This window comes from Homoserinimonas aerilata, assembly GCF_006716125.1.
Classification (GTDB): domain Bacteria; phylum Actinomycetota; class Actinomycetes; order Actinomycetales; family Microbacteriaceae; genus Homoserinimonas; species Homoserinimonas aerilata.
Genome location: NZ_VFOM01000001.1, coordinates 1,352,743 through 1,372,121, shown reverse-complemented (window position 1 = coordinate 1,372,121; position 19,379 = coordinate 1,352,743). Strand labels below are relative to the sequence as shown.

Annotated in this window: 22 protein-coding genes; 14 read left to right on the top strand and 8 right to left on the bottom strand. The window is 67.3% G+C overall.

Annotation, left to right across the window (positions count from 1 at the left end; translation table 11 throughout):
• Positions 1-78: 78 nt before the first annotated feature.
• Positions 79-726 (bottom strand): amino acid deaminase, encoded by a 648-nt coding sequence (locus FB562_RS06455; protein ID WP_141880395.1) that lies wholly within the window; start codon positions 724-726, stop codon positions 79-81.
• Positions 727-779: 53 nt separating this feature from the next.
• On the opposite strand from FB562_RS06455, the gene FB562_RS06450 reads away from it, so the two are divergent.
• The gene (locus FB562_RS06450; protein ID WP_141880394.1) at positions 780-1,481 is read left to right on the top strand and encodes a polyamine aminopropyltransferase; all 702 of its coding nucleotides are present in this window, start codon (positions 780-782) and stop codon (positions 1,479-1,481) included.
• A gap of 26 nt (positions 1,482-1,507) precedes the next feature.
• On the opposite strand, the gene FB562_RS06445 is transcribed toward FB562_RS06450, so the two are convergent.
• Positions 1,508-2,461, bottom strand: coding sequence for a quinone oxidoreductase family protein (locus FB562_RS06445; protein WP_141880393.1), 954 nt, complete (start codon positions 2,459-2,461; stop codon positions 1,508-1,510).
• 73 nt (positions 2,462-2,534) lie between these two features.
• Here FB562_RS06445 and FB562_RS06440 point away from each other — a divergent pair, with 73 nt between their 5' ends.
• Positions 2,535-2,978, top strand: coding sequence for a MarR family winged helix-turn-helix transcriptional regulator (locus tag FB562_RS06440; RefSeq protein ID WP_221625363.1), 444 nt, complete (start codon positions 2,535-2,537; stop codon positions 2,976-2,978).
• 47 nt (positions 2,979-3,025) lie between these two features.
• Positions 3,026-3,805 carry an alpha/beta fold hydrolase gene (locus tag FB562_RS06435; RefSeq protein ID WP_141880392.1) on the top strand — a complete coding sequence of 260 codons (780 nt, stop codon included), beginning with the start codon at positions 3,026-3,028 and terminating at the stop codon, positions 3,803-3,805.
• 24 nt (positions 3,806-3,829) lie between these two features.
• Here the strand turns inward: FB562_RS06435 and FB562_RS06430 are convergent, their stop codons facing one another.
• Entirely contained in the window at positions 3,830-4,531 is a 702-nt protein-coding gene (locus FB562_RS06430; RefSeq protein ID WP_141880391.1) for an alpha/beta hydrolase, read from the bottom strand.
• Between the two features lie 105 nt (positions 4,532-4,636).
• Between FB562_RS06430 and FB562_RS06425 the strand changes: the two genes are divergently transcribed.
• Entirely contained in the window at positions 4,637-4,825 is a 189-nt protein-coding gene (locus FB562_RS06425) for a hypothetical protein (RefSeq protein ID WP_141880390.1), read from the top strand.
• 86 nt (positions 4,826-4,911) lie between these two features.
• Here the strand turns inward: FB562_RS06425 and FB562_RS13610 are convergent, their stop codons facing one another.
• The gene (locus FB562_RS13610; protein WP_185740468.1) at positions 4,912-5,079 is read right to left on the bottom strand and encodes a hypothetical protein; all 168 of its coding nucleotides are present in this window, start codon (positions 5,077-5,079) and stop codon (positions 4,912-4,914) included.
• 5 nt (positions 5,080-5,084) lie between these two features.
• Here FB562_RS13610 and FB562_RS06420 point away from each other — a divergent pair, with 5 nt between their 5' ends.
• Positions 5,085-5,444: a hypothetical protein gene (locus tag FB562_RS06420; RefSeq protein ID WP_141880389.1), complete on the top strand. Its 360-nt coding sequence runs from the start codon at positions 5,085-5,087 to the stop codon at positions 5,442-5,444.
• Positions 5,445-5,536: 92 nt separating this feature from the next.
• On the top strand, positions 5,537-6,067 hold the full coding sequence (gene msrA, locus FB562_RS06415; RefSeq protein WP_141880388.1) for a peptide-methionine (S)-S-oxide reductase MsrA: 531 nt from the start codon (positions 5,537-5,539) through the stop codon (positions 6,065-6,067).
• Here msrA and FB562_RS06410 read toward each other — a convergent pair.
• Positions 6,064-6,771 carry an NADPH-dependent F420 reductase gene (locus FB562_RS06410; protein WP_141880387.1) on the bottom strand — a complete coding sequence of 236 codons (708 nt, stop codon included), beginning with the start codon at positions 6,769-6,771 and terminating at the stop codon, positions 6,064-6,066. The genes msrA and FB562_RS06410 overlap by 4 nt on opposite strands.
• A 144-nt stretch (positions 6,772-6,915) precedes the next feature.
• On the opposite strand from FB562_RS06410, the gene FB562_RS06405 reads away from it, so the two are divergent.
• The 3 genes from FB562_RS06405 (at position 6,916) to FB562_RS06395 (ending at position 11,014) form a co-directional block, all read left to right on the top strand.
• Positions 6,916-7,248 (top strand): heavy-metal-associated domain-containing protein, encoded by a 333-nt coding sequence (locus FB562_RS06405; RefSeq protein ID WP_141880386.1) that lies wholly within the window; start codon positions 6,916-6,918, stop codon positions 7,246-7,248.
• A gap of 2 nt (positions 7,249-7,250) precedes the next feature.
• A complete protein-coding gene (locus tag FB562_RS06400) occupies positions 7,251-9,473 on the top strand; it encodes a heavy metal translocating P-type ATPase (protein ID WP_141880385.1) in 2,223 nt (740 codons plus the stop codon).
• 98 nt (positions 9,474-9,571) lie between these two features.
• Positions 9,572-11,014: a threonine/serine exporter family protein gene (locus FB562_RS06395; protein ID WP_246081363.1), complete on the top strand. Its 1,443-nt coding sequence runs from the start codon at positions 9,572-9,574 to the stop codon at positions 11,012-11,014.
• Between the two features lie 20 nt (positions 11,015-11,034).
• Here FB562_RS06395 and FB562_RS06390 read toward each other — a convergent pair whose 3' ends face one another.
• The gene (locus FB562_RS06390; RefSeq protein WP_141880384.1) at positions 11,035-13,047 is read right to left on the bottom strand and encodes a DUF262 domain-containing protein; all 2,013 of its coding nucleotides are present in this window, start codon (positions 13,045-13,047) and stop codon (positions 11,035-11,037) included.
• A gap of 120 nt (positions 13,048-13,167) precedes the next feature.
• Between FB562_RS06390 and FB562_RS06385 the strand changes: the two genes are divergently transcribed.
• Positions 13,168-13,941 carry a hypothetical protein gene (locus FB562_RS06385; protein ID WP_141880383.1) on the top strand — a complete coding sequence of 258 codons (774 nt, stop codon included), beginning with the start codon at positions 13,168-13,170 and terminating at the stop codon, positions 13,939-13,941.
• A 109-nt stretch (positions 13,942-14,050) separates the two neighbouring features.
• Here the strand turns inward: FB562_RS06385 and FB562_RS06380 are convergent, their stop codons facing one another.
• Positions 14,051-15,592, bottom strand: a complete 1,542-nt coding sequence (locus tag FB562_RS06380; RefSeq protein WP_246081362.1) for a deoxyguanosinetriphosphate triphosphohydrolase family protein — start codon at positions 15,590-15,592, stop codon at positions 14,051-14,053.
• 64 nt (positions 15,593-15,656) lie between these two features.
• Here FB562_RS06380 and FB562_RS06375 point away from each other — a divergent pair, with 64 nt between their 5' ends.
• On the top strand, positions 15,657-16,118 hold the full coding sequence (locus FB562_RS06375) for an SRPBCC family protein (RefSeq protein ID WP_141880382.1): 462 nt from the start codon (positions 15,657-15,659) through the stop codon (positions 16,116-16,118).
• A 15-nt stretch (positions 16,119-16,133) separates the two neighbouring features.
• Here the strand turns inward: FB562_RS06375 and FB562_RS06370 are convergent, their stop codons facing one another.
• Positions 16,134-16,973, bottom strand: a complete 840-nt coding sequence (locus tag FB562_RS06370) for a helix-turn-helix transcriptional regulator (protein ID WP_141880381.1) — start codon at positions 16,971-16,973, stop codon at positions 16,134-16,136.
• 101 nt (positions 16,974-17,074) lie between these two features.
• Between FB562_RS06370 and FB562_RS06365 the strand changes: the two genes are divergently transcribed.
• Genes FB562_RS06365 through FB562_RS06355 form a run of 3 tightly spaced genes read left to right on the top strand, consistent with a single transcriptional unit; the run spans position 17,075 to position 19,362 of the window.
• Positions 17,075-17,845: an SDR family oxidoreductase gene (locus FB562_RS06365; protein WP_141880380.1), complete on the top strand. Its 771-nt coding sequence runs from the start codon at positions 17,075-17,077 to the stop codon at positions 17,843-17,845.
• Between the two features lie 48 nt (positions 17,846-17,893).
• Positions 17,894-18,628, top strand: a complete 735-nt coding sequence (locus FB562_RS06360; RefSeq protein WP_141880379.1) for an alpha/beta fold hydrolase — start codon at positions 17,894-17,896, stop codon at positions 18,626-18,628.
• Positions 18,625-19,362 (top strand): esterase/lipase family protein, encoded by a 738-nt coding sequence (locus FB562_RS06355; protein ID WP_141880378.1) that lies wholly within the window; start codon positions 18,625-18,627, stop codon positions 19,360-19,362. Before FB562_RS06360 ends, FB562_RS06355 begins: the two co-directional genes overlap by 4 nt.
• The last annotated feature ends 17 nt before the right edge of the window (positions 19,363-19,379 follow it).

Below are 19,379 nucleotides of genomic sequence, written 5' to 3'. Positions count from 1 at the left end.
GCTCCTCAGCTGACTGGACAATGCGTCCAAGCTAAAGGCGGATTATGGCCGAAGTGGCCGTTTCTGGTGAACGGCCGGTTAACTCTTGAGCGCCGACGCGGCATTCCACCGCAGTCGAGGTTCAGCGGAGAAGTCATGGAGCAGTTCTGCCGTGTCGCCGGCGACCGGGAATACGGTGATCAGGCGCAATCCGTCTCCCGTGTCGAGGCCGTAGACCAGCGCTGTGCTCGACGCACCCGGCGCCCGCACGAGCACGACGCGCGAGAGCATCCCCTCGACAACAGCCTCGGCAACACCCACAGCGTCGCTCGGCGGATCGAGCAGCACAGGATACGCCGCTTCTGCGACCCGCTGCAGCGGCGTCGCATCCGGGTCGCTGCCGAGTCGGAACGCCGCACTATCCAGCCCGAAGGTGCGGGCGAGCCGCCCGTCGACCCAGCGGTCGCGCTTGAACCCGAACGGTGTCGGCTCGAGCGCGAACCAGTAGCCGTAAACGTGAAGCAGGCCCGCATTGCCGACGGGGTACCGGGCATCAAGGCCGGCGAGATCATTCAACTCAGCGAAGAGGGGCTCGGGCACCACGGCATGCCCCACGACCTCGTCGACGACCGTCGAGTACCCCCACGCGGCGAAGCGGCCCGCGCGCGCATCCGCCGTTATGCAGCGCGCGATCTCGGCGCGCTCGGCTGCGGTGGGCGCGGGCGCTGGCTGGGTGCTCTGAGTCACGAGTCGATTCTGCCCCAGCCATCGTGCGATCAGATGCCCCTAGGCTCAACGACATGATTACGCCCCGCTTCGAAGAGCTCGACTGGCAGCAGACACCGATGGGCGAGCTCATGCTGCGTCGCCGCGTCGAGCCGACGCTCGGCGTCGACGTGTACGAGGTGAAGCTGGGCGACGAGTTTCTGATGTCGAGCCTGTTCACCGTCGCGGAGGTGGCGCTCGCCGACCTCGGGCTTGCGGCGGCCACTGGCGACAAACTTGACGTCGTGGTCGGTGGGCTGGGCCTCGGTTACACCGCTGTTGCCGCCCTCGCCGACCCCCGCGTCGCCAGCCTCAACGTCATCGACGCCCTACCGACCGTGATCGACTGGCACGAGCGCGGCCTGCTGCCGGTGTCTGCGGTGCTGACCGGGGACCTCCGCACGACGCTCACGCATGCCGACTTCTTTGCGGTGATGCGTGGCGAACCTGCCAGGCGCTACGACGCGATCCTGCTCGATGTCGACCATTCGCCGCGACACCAGCTCGACCCGAGCCATGCCGACCTCTACACCGTCGACGGTCTGAGGCGAGTGCGGGGTCATCTCTCTGACGGGGGAGTGTTTGCGCTCTGGTCAGACGACCCCACCGACGATGAGTTCATGACGCGACTGGGCGAGGTGTTCGAGAATCCGGTGGCGCACACCGTCGACTTCGACAACGCGCTCACGCGTGGGGTGTCATCCAACACGGTGTACGTCGCGACCGCAGCGGCCTGACACCGGGCGGATGTCGCGCCGCCGCATCACGGGATGATGACGGTGCGCTCTCCGGGCTCGTCGACGTGAGACCACGCGGCCTCGATCTCGGTGAGGGGTATCGGTCTGGGCCGGATTGCCAGGGTGCCCGAAGCGACGGCGGCGGCAAGCTCCGGCAGGGCGGCCTTCGACATGTCGACTGATCCGAACCCGCTGCCGCTGATTCGCAGGGCGTTGGAGCGAAGACCAGCGCCGTCGAGCGTGATCGTGGGGCCGCCCATGCCCCCGATGTGCACCCAGTCGAGCAGTTGGGTGTGGTCGATGCGCGCCCCGAGAATGGCCCGCATGGCGAGCTCGCTTGGCGCGCCCCAGATGTAGTCGAGAACGACATCGACCTGCGCGGCGCGCTCTGCCAGTGCCGCAGCCGTTTCTGCATCGTCGGGCGACAGCGCGATCACCTCATCTGCGCCCTCCGCGAGCAGCTGCTCGAGACGTTCGCGGTTGCGTCCGGCCGCAATCACCCGCCCTGCTCCGAGGAGCCGGGCGGCCTTGACGGCCACCGACCCCGCGTTCCCTGTGGCGCCCAGCACGAGAACCGACTGCCCGGCAGTGAAAGGTACACGGGTGCGAAGGGTGATCCAGGAGGACATGGCCGGATTCATGGATGCTGCCACGGTCGCGGGGTCTGCGTGCGCCGGGAGCGGGATCGCGGCATCCGGGTCGATGAGTATCCGTTCGGCGAGCGTTCCGCTGCCCGCGCCGCCGACGTAGGCGAGCGAGCCATCAGCTCTGCGCACGACAGCATCGATGCCGGGGATGAACGGTAGTGCTGCGGAACTGGCGTAGTGCCTGCCTGAGGCGATGGCGCGCGTGACCGGGTGGATGCCGACGGCGAGCACCTCCGCCACTTCGTGGCGCGAGTCTGCTTGTGGCGCGGGGATGGACCGGTAGTGCGGTGGTTCGCCGAATGCTTCGACGAGCGCGGCCGTGATGTTCTCCATGGAGACCTCCTAGATAGTACGTGATACGCACTACTATAGTACGCGGCACGCACAATATTGCTAGGCTGGCCCAGTGAATGATGACAACATGCCCTCCGCCGTCGACGTCCTGGCCCGGCTCTCGTTCGTGACGAGCGCCCGCATCGAAGCGCGTGCCTCAGAAGCGGGGCTGTCGGTCCAGCAGATGCGCCTGCTGGGCATCCTGCGTGACCGCGAACCGACCATCAACGAGCTCACGGTGCACCTCGGCCTCGACAAGTCCAGCGTGAGCGGGCTGGTGATCCGTGCCGAGCGCCGCGGTCTCGTGAGCCGCACGCAGCACGAGCAGGATGGGCGGGCGGTTCGAGTTCACCTCGAGGTGGCCGGGCGCGCGCTGATCGACACGGCCAACTCGCAGTTCGAGAACGATGTGCACCGGATGTTCGCAGCGCTGACCGAGACGGAGCGCTCGCGGTGGGTCGCACTCACCACGACCCTGCTCGTGGCCGAAGCGGAGGAGCGCGGCCTCAGCCGATGATGCCCGGACTGCTTGACGGGAGTACGGCGACGCTGTTTCGTAGACACATGGAACACGTGATTTCGGCCGACGGTACGCGGATCGCCACCCACACCACCGGCGCAGGGCCAGTCATCGTCATCGTCAACGGTGCGTTGTCGACGTCGAACGATGCCGCGGATCTTGCTGATGCGTTCGCGAACGCGGGCCTGCGGGCGATCACCTATGACCGGCGTGCACGCGGCGACAGCGGCAACGCACTTCCGGCCGAGCCAGCCCGGGAGGTCGAGGACCTGGCTGCGGTCATCGCTGCAAGCGGCGGGGACGCGGCCGTTGTCGGCCACTCGTCGGGCGCGGTGCTCGCGCTGTATGCCGCCGGTGAGGGCGTACCGATGGCGCACCTCTTCCTGTCGGAACCGCCATTCCGTTTCGGCGAGACCGCCCACGCGACCGACCTCGCCGAGCGGCTGCAGGCCATGGTTGATGATGGGCGCGCCGCGGATGCCGTCGTCGCGTTCCAGCGCGAAGCCGTCGGGCTGCCCGAGCAGTTCATCGAACAGTTCCGGGCCACACCGGATTTCGCCACGACATTGCCGCTGGCCCAGTCCACCGTCTATGACACGCTGGTGACGCAGCGCACCTCCACCCCGTCCGCTGCGATGCTGGGCGTGGAGATGCCGGTGACGATCCTGTGCGGCACCGAGACGATGCCGTTCCTGACGGGGGCCGCGCAGCGGCTGGCGGAGGCGATGCCTCACGCCGAATTCCTTGAGGTCGCAGAGTCGGTCGGGCATCGTATGCATCCGGATGCGACAGCACTGATCGTCGCTGCCCGCGTGGCCGGCTGATCCGCATCCATTCCGGCGATTGATCTACTGCAGCAGTGCCTGCACCTGTTCGACGACCAGCTCCGGGCGGGAGATGAACGGATGATGCCCCGTCGGCAGCTCGACGGAGCGCGTCGCCCGTGCCGCGTGGAATCGTTGCAGCTCGAGTGACGTGCTGCGATCCTCCCCGGCGATGATGTAGGTCGAATCGACGCCCTTCCAGCCGGCCGCGCTGGTCGGCGTCATGAATGCCGTGGCCGCCTGGGCCGTCACGCGCTCCCATGCCTGCTGCTGGGTCGCGGCGTCAGCATCCTGAAGGAATCGCGCCCCGAATGAGCTCACGTCGTAGCCCGACAGGCTCAGCGTGCCGTCCCCGTTGTCGCCGATCGACACCGGGTCGCTCTCGCCGCCCATGATCGCTGCCTGCGACTGCCCGACCTCGGGCAGGTACGACGAGATGTACAGCAGATGCGCGATCGCCGGATGCGGGCCCGCCTCCGCGATGACGGTGCCGCCATAGGAGTGGCCGACGACGATGGCGGAGTCCACCCCGTCGAGCTCGCGCCGCAGCGCGGCAGCGTCGGCGACCAGGCCACCAGCAACCTCGTCAGGTGCGGTCTCTCCACACGACGGCAGGACGAGGGCTCTACTCCGGATGCCCGTGCGTTGCTCAAGCAGGTCGGCCGTATGCTGCCACCACCACTGCCCGTCACGCACCAGGGCGCCGTGCACGAAGATCAGTTCCATCACGCATTCCTTCCACGGGACATCCGCCCTCGTGATCACGACTGTATGACCCGGCGGGGAGGTATGGAACCGATTACGCCGTGCGCGGAGGGCTACCATGTCCCCATGGCCAAGAACAATGCTTCCGCGGCTGCCCCGTGGGGATTCTTCGGGCTGTTGGCATACATCGGCGCCGCGATCTATTTCGTCTCGGTATCAGACGGCACTTTCTGGGCGGTCATCCTTGGCCTGCTGCAGGCGATCGTCTGGCCGGTCTATGTGGTCTACCACGTACTGGTGCTTCTCGGAGCCTGAACGCCCAGGCGCCCGCGCGCCTGATGTCGCATCGGCCGCTCACCGCACGGTGATGCGCACCTGATTGCCCCACGGGTCGTCGACCGTCACGCCGGTGTGATCCTGCTCGAACCGCAGGTCGGCCAGTTGTAGGCGTCGACCAGGTCATCCAATTCGGATGCTTCCGGCAGCAGCACCGTGAACGCTCCGAGGCCCAGCCCTGCCGGGCGAGCACCGGCATCGTTGCCATGCCCGTGCGTCGCTGCTAGCGTCACTGATCGTGCTGCCCGAGAACTGGATCGAACATCGCCGCGAGGATCGCGAGTTGGTGGGCTGGATTGTGCCCGAGGGCGACAGCTTTCAACCCATGGATGTTCTCGGTCGGCGAGCCACGCCTGCGCCCGTCGAATGGCTCGAGGCCGAAGAAGTGCTGGACGCGCTCGGCATCGGCTTCCTCGCCGACCGCTACATTCTGCGGCTGCCGAACGGGTCTGAGCGCCCGGTCCGCATCGCCGAGGCGAGCCCGGATGGTGTCACCGTTGTCGCCGACGAATGGGGCAGCGCATCGGCGGTGGGCGCCGGCAGCGACAGGTTTCGCCTCCCATTCCCCGCGCCGAAGGAACTGCGCCCCGCCCTATAGCCTGGGAACACTTTCGGCCCGCCGCACGTTCTCATATACGTCGACGACATCCGCCGTCCCCGCACAGAAGTCCCCGCACAGAAGGAGTCAGCATGACTGCAACGACCGAAACCGCGATCCTCGCCGGAGGGTGCTTCTGGGGAGCGCAGGAACTTCTCCGCGTGCGCCCGGGCGTCATCTCCACCCGCGTCGGATACTCCGGGGGAACCACCCCGAATGCGACGTATCGCAACCACGGCAGTCACGCCGAGGCGGTCGAGATCGTCTTCGACCCGCAGCAGATCTCGTACCGCGACATCCTGGAGTTCTTCTTCCAGATCCACGACCCGTCCACGAAGGATCGCCAGGGCAACGATGTGGGCGCCAGCTACCGCTCTGCGGTCTTCTACCTGAGTGACGAACAGAAGCGCGTCGCGGAGGACACCATTGCAGACGTCGATTCCTCCGGGCTGTGGCCGGGCAAGGTCGTCACCGAGGTGACCGCTGCTGGTCCGTTCTGGGAGGCCGAGGAGGAGCACCAGGACTACCTGCAGAAGTACCCGAACGGCTACACCTGCCACTATGTGCGGCCGGGCTGGAAGCTGCCGCACCGCGAAACCCAGACGGCGGCGGCAGAGGCCTAAGCGACCGCGCCGTCGTCGTTGCGCGCGCGAGCGACCACAAGCCCGCGCGCCGAAGTCGGGAAGCGCTCGAGCATCGCCCGCACCTCGGCGGCGTCGACATCCGCACCGAACAGTTCTGCGTGCGGTTCGAGACGGATGCTGTCGGCGAGAGAGCCCGCATCCACCGGGTCGAAGCCCAGAGCATCGATCAGGGCGGCAACCTTCGCTTTCGCCTCGGTGTCGTCACCTGAGTAGGCGAGCGCCTTGCGGCCGGCCTTGCCGGAGGGGCACGCCTCCTCTTCGAGGTCGTGGTAGCCCATGTGGTTGAAGGCCTTCACGATTGTCGAGTCGGCAAGGAACGCCTGCACCAGCTCGCTTGTGGAGGTGCGGGGGTCGTCGAGGTCGTCGCGGATCCCGTCGACCTCCCACCAGTAGTTCATGGCGTCGACGACGAGCTTGCCCCGCAGCTCGTCGACGGGGATCGTGCGGTATTTACCGAGGGGCAGCGCGAGGATGACGATGTCGGCGCCCGCGGCGGCCTCGGCAGACGTTGTGGCGACGGCGCCCGTGCTGAGCACATCAACGGTGAGCGCGATCTTTGCGGCGTCGCCGGATCCGGAGATGAGCACGCGGTACCCGGCTGCAATCGCGAGGCGGGCAAGAACGGTGCCGACCTTGCCGGCGCCGAGGATGCCGATGGTCGTGGGGAGGCTTGTGGTAGTCATCCCTTCCATTCTGCCGCGTGATCCTGAACGGGTCGGGCGCGGGTGGGGGAGCCGCGAGACCGTGATCATGTGGAGCTTGATTCCAGATACCCCCGGGGGGTAGTGTCAATACCCCCACCCGGTATCGACAACAAGGAGACGCCCATGTCCAACCCCACCATCGATCTCGGCCTGAGCGACAAGAACAGCGGCGGCGGATGCGCCTGCTGCAGCACGCCTGCGCAGACGGTCGCGGACACAGCATCCGCCCCCGCCAGCCTGATCGAGACCACCGTTGCGGTCACCGGAATGACGTGCGGCCACTGCGTGTCCAGCATCACCGAGGAGCTCACCGCCCTCGACGGCGTGGAGTCGGTGAACGTTCAGTTGAACGTCGGCGGCGCGTCCACGGTCACGGTCGCCAGCTCCTCCGCCCTCGACTCGGCGGCCATTCGCGCCGCGGTCGGCGAGGCCGGCTACGCGCTCGCGGACGCGTAGACATGCCCATGTCGGATGTCGAACTCGATATCGGCGGGATGACCTGCGCCTCCTGCGCCAACCGGGTGGAGCGCAAGCTGAACAAGCTCCCCGGGGTCGAGGCCAGCGTCAACTACGCGACCGAGAAGGCGCGAGTGCGTGCGCCGGAAGGGGTGAGCGCCGAGCAGCTCATCGCCACCGTGGAGTCGGCCGGGTACACGGCGGAGCTGCCGGCTCCGCCGGTCGCCGAATCCGCAGGCGAAGGCGCCCCGGCATCCGATGGACTCGCCGAACTGCGGCAGCGGCTGATCGTGTCGGCAGCGCTGACCGTTCCGGTCGTGCTGCTGTCGATGATCCCGGCGCTCCAGTTCACCAACTGGCAGTGGCTGACCCTCACCCTCGCCGCCCCTGTCGCTGTGTGGGGTGCGTGGCCGTTCCACCGGGCGGCGTTCGTGAACGCCCGCCACGGCGCCGCCACCATGGACACGCTGGTCAGCGTCGGTGTTCTTGCGGCTCTCGCCTGGTCGCTCTACGCCCTGTTCTTCGGCACCGCGGGTATGCCCGGCATGCACATGACCTTCAGCCTGCTCGCCGAACCGGGTTCCGGGGCGGGAGAGATCTATCTGGAGGTTGCGGCCGCGGTCACCGTATTCATTCTGGGTGGGCGTTACATCGAGGCCCGCACCAAGAGGCAGTCGGGCGCCGCCATGCGCGCGCTGCTGGAGCTCGGCGCGAAAGACGCCATGGTGCTGCGGGATGGTGTCGAGGTTTCCGTCGCCGTCACCGCGCTCACGCCCGGCGACGTCTTCGTTGTGCGGCCCGGCGAGAAGATCGCCACCGACGGACTGGTGACGGATGGCGCATCCGCAGTCGACATGAGCATGCTCACCGGTGAATCGGTGCCAGTCGAGATCGGCCCCGGTGACCGTGTCGTAGGATCGACCGTCAACGTCGGCGGACGCCTTATCGTTGAGGTCACGCGCGTCGGCGCCGACACCGAGCTGGCCCGACTGGGCCGCCTGGTCGAGGACGCGCAGACCGGTAAGGCCGAGGTGCAACGCCTCGCCGACCGGGTGTCGGCGATCTTCGTTCCCGTCGTGATCGTGCTCTCCCTGTTGACCTTGGGTGCATGGCTGTTCTTCGGGGGATCGGTGGAGGCCGCATTCACGGCCGCCGTCGCCACCCTGATCATCGCCTGCCCGTGTGCCCTGGGCCTCGCCACCCCGACCGCGCTGCTCGTTGGCACTGGCCGCGGCTCGCAGTTGGGCATTCTGATCCGCGGCCCGCAAACCCTGGAGTCGACCCGTCGCGTCGACACGATCGTGCTCGACAAGACCGGCACGGTCACCACCGGCCGGATGGAACTACTGGATGCGGTGGCCGCCGACGGTGAGAGCGTAGCTGAGATTGTCGCGGTGGCGGCGGCCGTCGAGTCCGGTTCCGAGCATCCGATAGGTCGCGCCATCGTCACTGCGGGTCAGGCCAAGGGTGACCTGCCCGAGGCCGCTTCGTTCGTCTCCCACCAGGGGCAGGGCGTGACGGCGGCCGTCGGTGGCCGTGCAGTCGCGGTGGGCCGTGCTGATTGGCTCGAGCGGGACTGGGCGTTGCCGCTGCCAGCGCCGCTGCGGGAATCGTTTGACGACGCTGAGGCGGCCGGCAACACCGCTGTGGTCGTCGGCTGGGATGGCGCCGTTCGCGGCATCCTGATCGTCGGCGATTCGATCAAACCGACCAGCGCTGAGGCGATCGCCCGGTTCCGGCGGCTCGGCCTGACCCCGGTGCTGCTGACCGGTGACAACGCCGGTGCCGCGGCGACGGTGGCGGCGAGCGTGGGAATCACGGATGTTCGTGCCGGGGTGACCCCGGCCGGCAAACTGGCGGCCATCCAGTCCCTGCAGGCTGCCGGGCACGTGGTGGCGATGGTCGGCGATGGCGTGAATGATGCGGCGGCACTCGCGGCGGCTGACCTCGGCATCGCAATGGGGGCCGGAACCGACGCGGCCATTGCGGCGAGTGACCTCACAGTGATGAGCGGGGACCTGCTGGTGGTGGCGGATGCGATCCGTCTGGCACGGCGCACGCTCAGCACCATCAAGGGCAACCTGTTCTGGGCGTTCGCCTACAACACGGCGGCCATTCCCGTGGCGATGCTGGGTCTGCTGAACCCACTGCTGGCCGGAGCGGCCATGGCCTTCTCGTCGGTGTTCGTGGTGACGAACAGCCTGCGTCTGCGCGGCTTCAGGTAGCTCAAGCAGAAGCGCTGGGTTTCCGTCCCACGCTCTGGCATGGTGCTGCAGGGGCCGGAACGTGCCCATAGTTGGCGCAGTGCCCGTAGCCTTGACCTGTGAAAGACGATCGCAGGCAGGGCACACTCTCGCAGAGGCTGGGCCGCTACATCGCCGCAGTCGCAGGTGGGGCGATTCGGGGAATCGGGGTGCCCACCCAGATCCTCTCCCTCCCCGGAGGCGACGAACAGTTCTCACAGAAGCACTCGCGTGCCGTCATCGACCTCTGCCTGCGCGCAGGAGAAGCCATGCTGGCCACCGGCGCATCCGCAGCCGACGTCGTCGCCACAGTGCTGCGCATCAGCCTCGCGTACGGCATCAGCGGAATGCACGTCGACATCACGTTCACCTCGATCACCGTGTCAGTTCACCGCGGAATCAACGAAGATCCCATGTCGGTGATGCGCATAGTGCGCGTGCGCACCACCGACTACACACGCCTCCAGAGTGTCTACTGGCTCATCGACACGATCACAGGCGCCGACGGCCCCATCGATGTGAACGAGGCGCGGGAGCAACTCGGCACGATCCTCACCAGCCCGCACCCGTATCGGCGGTGGGTTGTCACGACGGGCAAAGCCATCCTTGCGGGCGGCGTCGTCGTGCTCTTCAACGTGAGCTTCGTTCTTGTGCTGGTCGCCGCCCTCACCGCGGTCATCTCCGACCTCATCACACGCAAGCTCGGCAAGTGGACGGTCCCCGCATTCTTCGCCCAGATGGCTGCCGCCGCGGTCACGACAGCGATCGCCGTCGTCATCTTCTGGCTACGCTCCGTGAATATCGATCTACCCGGGTCGAATCACCCGACAGTCATCGTCATTTCGGGTATCGTCATGCTTCTCTCGGGGGTCGGACTCACCACCGCAGCCAGGGATGCGATCGACGGCTACTACGTCACAGCGACAGCACGAGGCATGGAAGTCGTCATGCTCACCCTCGGGCTCGCCATCGGAATCTCGCTCGTGCTGGGCGCTGCCCTGCGCATGGGCGTGCCCATCACCGTCGCCACGGCGCTCGGCGACGGCATAAGCCTCGTCCCCGGCATGGTGGGGTCGGCCCTCATCGGTATCGGCTTCGCACTGACCTGCTACGTGAAGCTGCGACTGGTGCCACTCATGGCAGTCGCTGCCAGCCTGGTGTTCGCCGTCTACTCCGTGATCCTGCCATTGGTGCATCAGCCGGGGATCGCACCCGCGCTCGCCGGTGTGGTGGCCGGCATCATCGGCTATCTCACCTATCGCTGGCTCAAGGTGCCGGAGGAGGCCATGAACATGGCCGGCATCATCGCGCTCATCCCGGGCCTTGCCGTGTATCGCTCGCTCTACGGTTTCATGGACTCCGAGTTCGGGGTGGTGGAGGCGCTGCCCGCAATGGTTGTGGCACTCGCGACGGGTCTCGGGCTAGCGGCAGGAACCACCATCGGCGGCTTCGTCACCCGACGCGCCTTCGGCATCGACCGATCGGCGATCCTCGCGTTGCGGAGAACGCGCACCACCCGTTAGGCCCGCCGTCACTTCGTGCCTCACATGACGTCGCCGATGTAGGAATACTTGACGAAGACCTCGGATGCGATTCCGGCCTCCTCGAGCAGCCCCTGCACTGCGGCGAGCATGTAGCGCGAGTCCCAGCCCATGTAGAGGAAGTGCTCCTCGTCGAGGGAGTCCCAGTGGCCGTTCCACGAGTGGGCTTCGAAGATGGGTCCGCCATTGCGGGAGCTGAACGTTTCTACGTGAATGCGGCCGTCCGCCCACAGCCGCTTGAAGATGCGGTTGAAGAGGTGGCGAACATCTTTGACCTCCCAGTGCTCACCGCGGTACTCGACGTAGTCGAACTCGCGCTCCCACCCGCGGGGCCAGCCGCGTCTGCGCTTGGCGTCGAGAATGGGGGTGAGGCCGTCGTCGTCGATGTCGGCGGCGGTGTCGCGTGCCCACACGCGCAGAAACTGGGCGGTGAGGAGGTCGGTGCGCGCAGAGATGCTCACGGTGGACCACGCTTCGGTGTCGGCGAGCTCGCGCGTCAGGTCTATTCCGCTGCGCGCATATGCGGTGTCGCGCTTGACCGCGAACGAGGCGTCGAATGCGCTCTCGGCCAGGTTCTGCTCGAGAAGTACCAGGTTGCCCAGCGTGCCGGCGAGAGCGCGGTGGCTGTTCTGCTCGTCCTCGCTGAAGTCTGCCCACTCGCGTTCGCCATCTCCCGTCCATGCCGCCCCGGGCGCGAGCGGAAGGATATGGTCGACGTCGAACGTGTCGACGTCGTCGACCCCTGCGAGACGACCCAGAACGTAGCCGGGGTGGGGGAGCGCACCGTATTTGAGCGCGACCCGCACCCGGTCATCCGACGGCGTGATGCGGGCGATCGCGGTCGCGAGCTGCTCGCGCCCGAGCGTACGCGCGCGACAGAGGCGAGCGACGATGCGGTCGATGGGCAGACCCACCACGGTGCGCCGAAGCAGAAGGGACTGGATGCTGCGCAGGCCCGCCAGCAGAGTGTGCCGCTCGGTCGCGCCCTGGGTGTAGTCGTGGTAGCCCCGCATGACCAGCGGGTATATCCCTCTGCCGAAGACATTGATGCCGTCAAGCTCGCGCGCGATCTCGGCATCCGGCTCGAGGTTCGGTTCAAGGAGGGTGCGGTACACCTCGGAGAATTCGCGCCATTCGGCGGCGTGCTCCCGAAGCAGCGCGACATCGAGGCGCGGAAAGCGGTGGCGGAACGTGTCGTAGACGCCGCGCCCGTCGGCGACATCGATCTCGCGCCCGGTCGTCATGACCATGTAATGCCGCCAGAATGCGCCGATCGTCTCGCCGGTGTTGCGTTCGATCGGCAACCAGAACTCATCCTCGATCTCGCTCTGCTCCGCATGCGTCAAACCCATGAGCACGTAGTTGTGAATCAGCTCGTGGTCGCGCAGCGGTTGGCCGGTCGAATTGAGGCTCTCGAAGGTCTGCTGGGCGTTCGCTTCGGCACCGAGCGTGATCGACACATGTTCGAGGCGCCCCAGGCCGCGCCAGATGCGGGGGACCTCGTCGAGGGGGATCTGGCTCCTGAAGAACGCGTAGTTGTCGTCGAAGCGAGACTCCCGCAGGGGCTGGCCCGCGTTCCTGCTTTCAAGAATCACGCTCTCAAACACCTGCGCCCACTCGCGGTGCGGGCGCAGTTTTGTGCGCGAGGGCTCGGATGCGCTCACCAGCACCCGAGAGAACTCATCGGCCAGCTGCGGGTCGGCCTCTTCGACCGTGTGCCGGAGCGCCGCCACGAGCAGCATGATCGTGGTGATGCGTTGCTGGCCATCGATCAGGATCAGCTCGTCGGATCGGTCATCACCGCTGTTGCTTGTCGAGAGGATGGAACCCAGGAAGTGGGTGTGTCCGGCCGAACCATCTGCGGCCGCACGGATGTCCGCGAGCAGCTGTTCGCATCCGCCGATGTCCCAGCGGTACTGGCGCTGGTAGACGGGCACGACGATGGTGGTTTCGGGGGCGGAGAGCCAGCGAATCGTGTTGACAGCGGTCGCGTCGACGTTCGTGGCGTTGTCCATATGTATGTTTCTCTCCTTGTTGCCCGGCGTTCCCAGTTTATGCAGACGGCCGATGTTAGGCTCCCCTTAGTAGGGCCTGTTAAAACGTGCTGGCCCGATACGAAGGGAATAATCCACCTCATGGGTTACATCAAATCTGCTGCTCTCGAAGAGACCGGCTATGTGGTTCTGGACCGCTACGACAAGGAGATCGATCCGAAGGAATGGCTCGACCTCGACTATGTCGACTGGAAGTCATCAGGGGAGACCCGCTTCGCGCCCATCACGAGTGCGAAGGGTGAGATCGAGGTGAACGGCTTCTGGAATCACCAGCCGCCGCGCACCGACAAGGACGGCATCTGGATCGACTCGCAGATGGCGATCGCCCCGACCCTCACCGCGCGGGCCAAGGAGCCCGGTGCCAATGTGGGCCGCTGCCGCGTCATCGAGCTTATGCCGAATGACTACGCCGACTGCCTCTACAACCTGCACCAGGATGACAACAACCGTCTCAACCCCGACGGCACAGGCTGGATCGTTCGCGGTTTCTTCAACCTCACCAACGACGAGACCAGCTACTTCGTTCTGCGCGACAACCGCACCGACCCGAGCGTCGAGTACCGCATCGCGCTGCCTGCCGGCGCCCAGCTGATCGTCGACACGCAGCGCCTCTGGCACGCGACGACGCTCAACAGCGAGAACCCGCGCTACTGCCTGATCACCTCGTGGGAGTCTGGCCCTGAGCTCGACGCCTACATCGCCAAGTACAACGGCAAGAGCCGCGTGCCCAACGTCGAGGTGCCGCAGGAAGTGCTCGACGCCGGCCAGGCCGAGCAGACTCGCCGCCTTGCAGCCCGCGCCGCCTTCTACGCGGCCAAGGGCCAGGCGGAGAAGACGGCGATGAGCGAGGCATAGGCCTCAATCTCGTCACAGTTCATCTAGTCAAGCAGCGGATGCCCCGGTCACCTGGCCGGGGCATCCGTCGTCCGAGGCGAGTCTGCCGCCGGGGTGCGACCGAGCGCGGCTACAGGCTCCGGCCGTCGTCCCACAGGCGGTCGGATGTTCCGCCGAGCAGCGCTGCGGCCGACATTGCCTGCGCGTCGGTGAAGGATGCGATGTAGTCGATGACGGCGCGCGCCCGGCCCAGGCGCACGACGTCGCCGCCGATGTGGGTTCCGCTGCGCTGCAGCTCGGAGTATGACTCGATCGTCGACTCCACTGAGTCGAGCAGGCGCCGGGGTGCCCGGGCCACGTCGTCTGGGTCAGTCAGCCAGGCGTGGAAGCCCTCGACGAGCGACTCGAGCACGCGCGCCTGGCCGCGCTGGTAGATGGTGAGATCGGGACGGTCCAGCACGAAGCGCGTGTGCACGAACTTAAGCACCACCACGTCGTGCCAGGCGTCCTGGGTGAGGCGCACATGGCTGCTGCGCACATCCGGCTCCCGTTCGACCGCGATCGATGCTTTGAGGCGGTCGATCCAGTGCCGGGTGAATGCGGCGACCCTGCGTTCTGCGGCGACGCCACCGTCGAAGGGAACCGCCAGCAGGCCCTCGACCAGCCCGTCGCGCACACGGATGACCGCGTCACGGAATTCTCCTTCGTCCGTGATCCAGCCGTCCTTCTGCGCGGTGCGGCGCCACGCCCACTCGAGGGAATGGCCGGGCGTGCGAAGGGTGGCGAGCAGCGTCGCCTGGTCGAGCTCGGCCAGCTCTCGCTGCCGTGTGAGCCACGTTTCGAGCTCCGCGGCGACGGTCGTGTGCTGCAGCACGCCCGCCCGGTAGAAGTCATCCAGATCGTGCACCGAGTACGCGATGTCGTCGGCCACATCCATGACGGAGCACTCGATCGTCTGCTGGTTCGCGCCGATGCGCGGGTAGGCGCTGCGAACCTCCGCCATCTCGGCGGCGTTGAGAAGATACGCCGAATATTTGAGGGCGCCATTCGCGCGGTCGATACCGACGCCACGGGGCAGGCGGTCGGCCGGCACATCTGCCTCGTCGCGCCACTCGTCGCGGGCCCACGGATATTTGAGCACGGCGGCCCGCACGGCCGCCGTCAGGTTGAGACCGTGCTCCGAGACCTCGCTGTTGTCGAGCGTCGTGAGGATGCGAAACGTCTGCGCGTTGCCCTCGAACCCGTCGGCCAGGCCCAGACGTTCACGCGCGAGGCGGTCGAGCACCTGCTCGCCGAGGTGCCCGAAAGGGGGATGCCCGAGATCGTGTGCTGCGGATGCCGCCTGCGCGACAACGTGATCGCATCCACCCAATTCGGTGATGATGCGCTTCGTGTCGTCGTCGCTGTCGCGAAGGGCGACGGCGATCGAGCGGGCGACGGCGGTGACCTTCAGCGAATGGGTAAGGCGATTGTGGATGACAGTGCCGGATCCCGCCTGCGGGATCACCTGGGTGACGGCGGAGAGCCTCGAGAAGTAGGGGGAGAAGCGGATGCGCTCAAGGTCGACCCGGAAGGCACCGTCGGCCCTCTCTGGCGTGCTCTCGGGGATTCGCCGTGCGAGCGCTGCGGTGGGCGCTGCTGTGGCCATACGGGTGCTGTCTGAGGTATCCATCGCCTCCAGTTCACCATGCCCGGCCGCTCCGTGTGATGGCGGTGTCCGTGGTTAGACTCCGAACATGAGCAGATGGAAGCATTCTGAATCGATCGTCGTGTCTCGCGAGCCGGAGGAGCTGTACGCCCTCGTCTCGGATGTGACGCGCATGGGCGAATGGAGCCCGGTCAACACAGGGGGCTGGTGGGACGACGACAGCCGTGGTGTCGGCGCCTGGTTCACCGGCCGCAACGAGGTCCCCGGCAGGACCTGGGAGACCCGCTCGCAGGTGGTGGCGGATGAGCCGGGGCGCGAGTTCGCGTTCATCGTCGGGGGAGACAGGGTGCGCTGGGGCTACACCTTCGAGCCGACCGAGGGCGGAACCCGGATGACGGAGTCATGGGAGATCCTGCCCGCGGGCGAGGTCTTCTTCCGCGACAAGTTCGGGGAGCAGTTCGAGGAGGAGGTCGAGCAGCGTGCCGAGACGGCCCGCAGCGGCATCCACGACACCATCGCGGCCATCAAGAAGGCGGCGGAGGCGCAGTAGCCGCGCGTCTGAGACTCAGGCGAAGGTCTGTGTGCCCAAGACTCCGAGCAGGGCCAGCTTCTCGGCATCGACGGAGTGCGGCGACGCGGTGAGGATGAGCAGCAACTGCGACTGGTCCTCGGTGAACAGCACCTGACAGTCCAGCTCGATCGGGCCGAGTTCGGGATGGATGATCGTCTTGTGGTCAGTGAAGCGCTCCGCAACCTCGTGCAACTCCCACAGCCGCGCAAACTCGTCGCTGAACCCCAGCAGGGCATCGACGAGCTCGCCGGCGCGTGACCGGGAGCCCATCATTCCGTAGGCGACGCGCAGCGAGGCGACCTGCATGTGCGACTGCCGTTCGCGGTCGTCCTCCGGGTACACGGCGCGCTCCGACTCCGGATGCGCGAACCAGCGGTACGCCTTGCTCCGCTCCAGGCCCGAGTAGGCGGTCTGCTCGCCGAGCAGCGCCACCGCCAGGCGGTTCTGCACGAGCGTCTCGCCCACATTCGACAGCACCATGGCGGGCGTGTCGTCGAGGCGGTCCAGTACGCGAAGCAGAACGGGCGAGACATGATCGGATGCGGTTGCGCGGTCGGGCGGGTTGTGGCCGGCCACCCGAAACAGGTAGTCGCGCTCGTCGAGACTCAGCCGCAGGGCCCTGGTCAGTGCCGACAGCATCTGCACGCTCGGCTGCGGGCCGCGCCTCTGCTCCAGTCGCGTCAGGTAGTCGGTCGACATGGCCGCCAACTGGGCGACCTCTTCGCGGCGCAGCCCGGGGGCCCGCCGGCGCACGCCCGGCGCGAGCCCCACATCTGCGGGCTGGAGGGACTCCCTGCGGCTGCGCAGGAAGTCGGCGACGGCGTTGCGATCCATGCCCTCCATCATCCTCCCGTTGCGCGGCGGCAGGGAGGGATCGCCGATCCCACGATGAGCGGACTCTGCCACGCCTCTGCCACAGCGCCGAGGCTGACGGCATGAACATCACAGGAAACACCATCTTCATTCCCGGAGCGACCAGCGGCATCGGCCTCGCGCTCGCCGTCGAACTCCACGGCAGGGGCAACACCGTCATCGTCGGCGGGCGCCGTGCCGGGCTGCTCGATCAGATCGCCGCCGCGCATCCGGGCATCCGCACCGTGCAGATCGACACGGCCGACGCGGGGAGTATCGCGACCGTGTCCGCCAGGGTCATCGCCGAGCATCCGGATCTCAACGTCCTCATCGCCATGGCCGGCATCATGCGGGCCGAGGACTGGCACACCCCTGCCGGCTTCCTCGACTCGGCCGAGGCCATCGTCGCCACCAATGTGCTCGGCCCGATCCGCCTCATCGCCGCATTCGTCGAGCACCTGCAGGAGCAGGCGGACTCGACCATCGTCACCGTCTCATCCGGGCTCGCCTTCGTGCCGCTGCGCCACACCCCCAGCTACAACGCTGCCAAGGCGGCCGTCCACATGCTCAGCGAGAGCATCCGCCTGCAACTGGCCGACACGACGGTGAAGGTTGTGGAACTCGTGCCGCCGGCCGTGCGCACGCCGCTCATGCCGGGGCACGAGGAGCGAGAGGACGCGATGCCACTCGACGAGTTCATCGCCGAGGTCATCTCCCTGATCGAGTCGCAGCCGGATGCGCACGAGATCCTGGTCGACCGTGTCGCCGTGCTGCGGCACGCGGAGGCCCGGGGCGACTATGAGCAGGTCGTCGCCATGCTCAACGGCACCGAAACGCACGCAACAGCGCAGTGACGGCGGGCATGGCGCATCCGCTCGGCTGACGGCGGCTAGGGTTCTGCCATGCAGCAGAGCGAGGAGTTCCGGGTCGGCGACCATGTGCTGGTGGTGAGCGAGCGCGGCGGCGACGGGCCCACCTTCCTGCTCGTGCACGGCCTCGGCATGGGGCGTGACGCGTACACGGAGTTCATCGACGCGCTCGCCCGGAGGGGTCATGCGATCGCGCTCGACCTGCCCGGCTTCGGCGACTCGCCCGAACCGCAGCGCTCGCTGCCGATTCCGCAGATGGCCGACCTGGTGGCGCAGTATCTGGCCGAGAGCGGCGCCGAGCCCGTCGTCGCCATCGGGCACTCCATGGGAACGCAGGTTGTGGCAGAGCTGGCGGCGCGGCACCCTGAGCTGGTGCGGGAGCTGGTGCTCATCGCCCCCACCGTGAACGCGCGCGAGCGCACCGTGTGGCGGCAGGTGCTGCGCATGCTGCAGGATCTGCTGGGCGAGCATCCGAAGGTCATCGCGCGGGGTCTCGTGCTCTACGCGAAGGCGGGGCCGGCCTGGTTCGTGCGCAAGTTCCGCACCATGATGGCGCATCACATCGAGGAGGTGGCCCCGCAGATCGGGGTGCCCACGCTCGTGATGCGCGGTGAACGTGATCGCGTGTGTCCCGAGGGTTGGGTGCGATCCGTCGCCGAGCTGATCCCGGATGCGACGCTCAAGCAGGTGCCAGGCAAGAGCCACGAGACCATGATCTCCTCGGCGGAACCCGTCGCCGATCTCATCACCGAGTTCGCCCGTCGATGAACCCGCTCGTCAAGGCCTGGTGGTGGTCGCTCGACTACCTCTCGGCAATCGGCGGGCAGCTGCGCGGGGCATTCCTGCGGGTCGTGCCCGAGGCGTATGCGCGTGGCGACGATTCGCTGCCTGCTGTGGTGCTCATTCCGGGCGTGTACGAGCGTTGGGGTTTTCTGGCGACCCTCGCGGGCAGACTGAACGCCCGAGGCCACCGAATCGTCGTCATCGAGGGGCTGCGAGACAACCGGATGCCCGTGCGTGACGGCGCCGACGAGGTCGCCGCCGCGATCGCAGCGCACGGCCCGGGCCGCTACGTGCTCGTCGGGCACAGCAAGGGCGGGCTCATCGGCAAAGCCCTGCTCGCCCGTGCGGAGGCGGACCCCGCCGCCGCAGGACTGCGGGGCGTCGAACTCATCGGCATGGTCGCCATCGCCACACCGTTCGCCGGCTCCGCCTACGCGCGGTACCTGCCGGGTCGCACCCTGCGGGGCCTCGCGCCCGCCGATGAGACGATCGTGGCGCTCGCCCGAGCGGAGGCCGTGAACAGGCGCATCGTCTCGGTGCTGCCCGCGTTCGACCCGCACATTCCTGGCGAGCGCACGCTCGGCGGCGGCAGCACGACCGTCACGCTCCGGGCATCCGGGCATTTCAGGGTGCTCAGGCAGGAGGCGACCATCGCGGCCGTCGTAGAGGGGATCGACAGTCTCGGTGGCGGCCCGTCGGAGCGGCCCACCACCGAGTAGTCGTCAGTGCCGTGGCT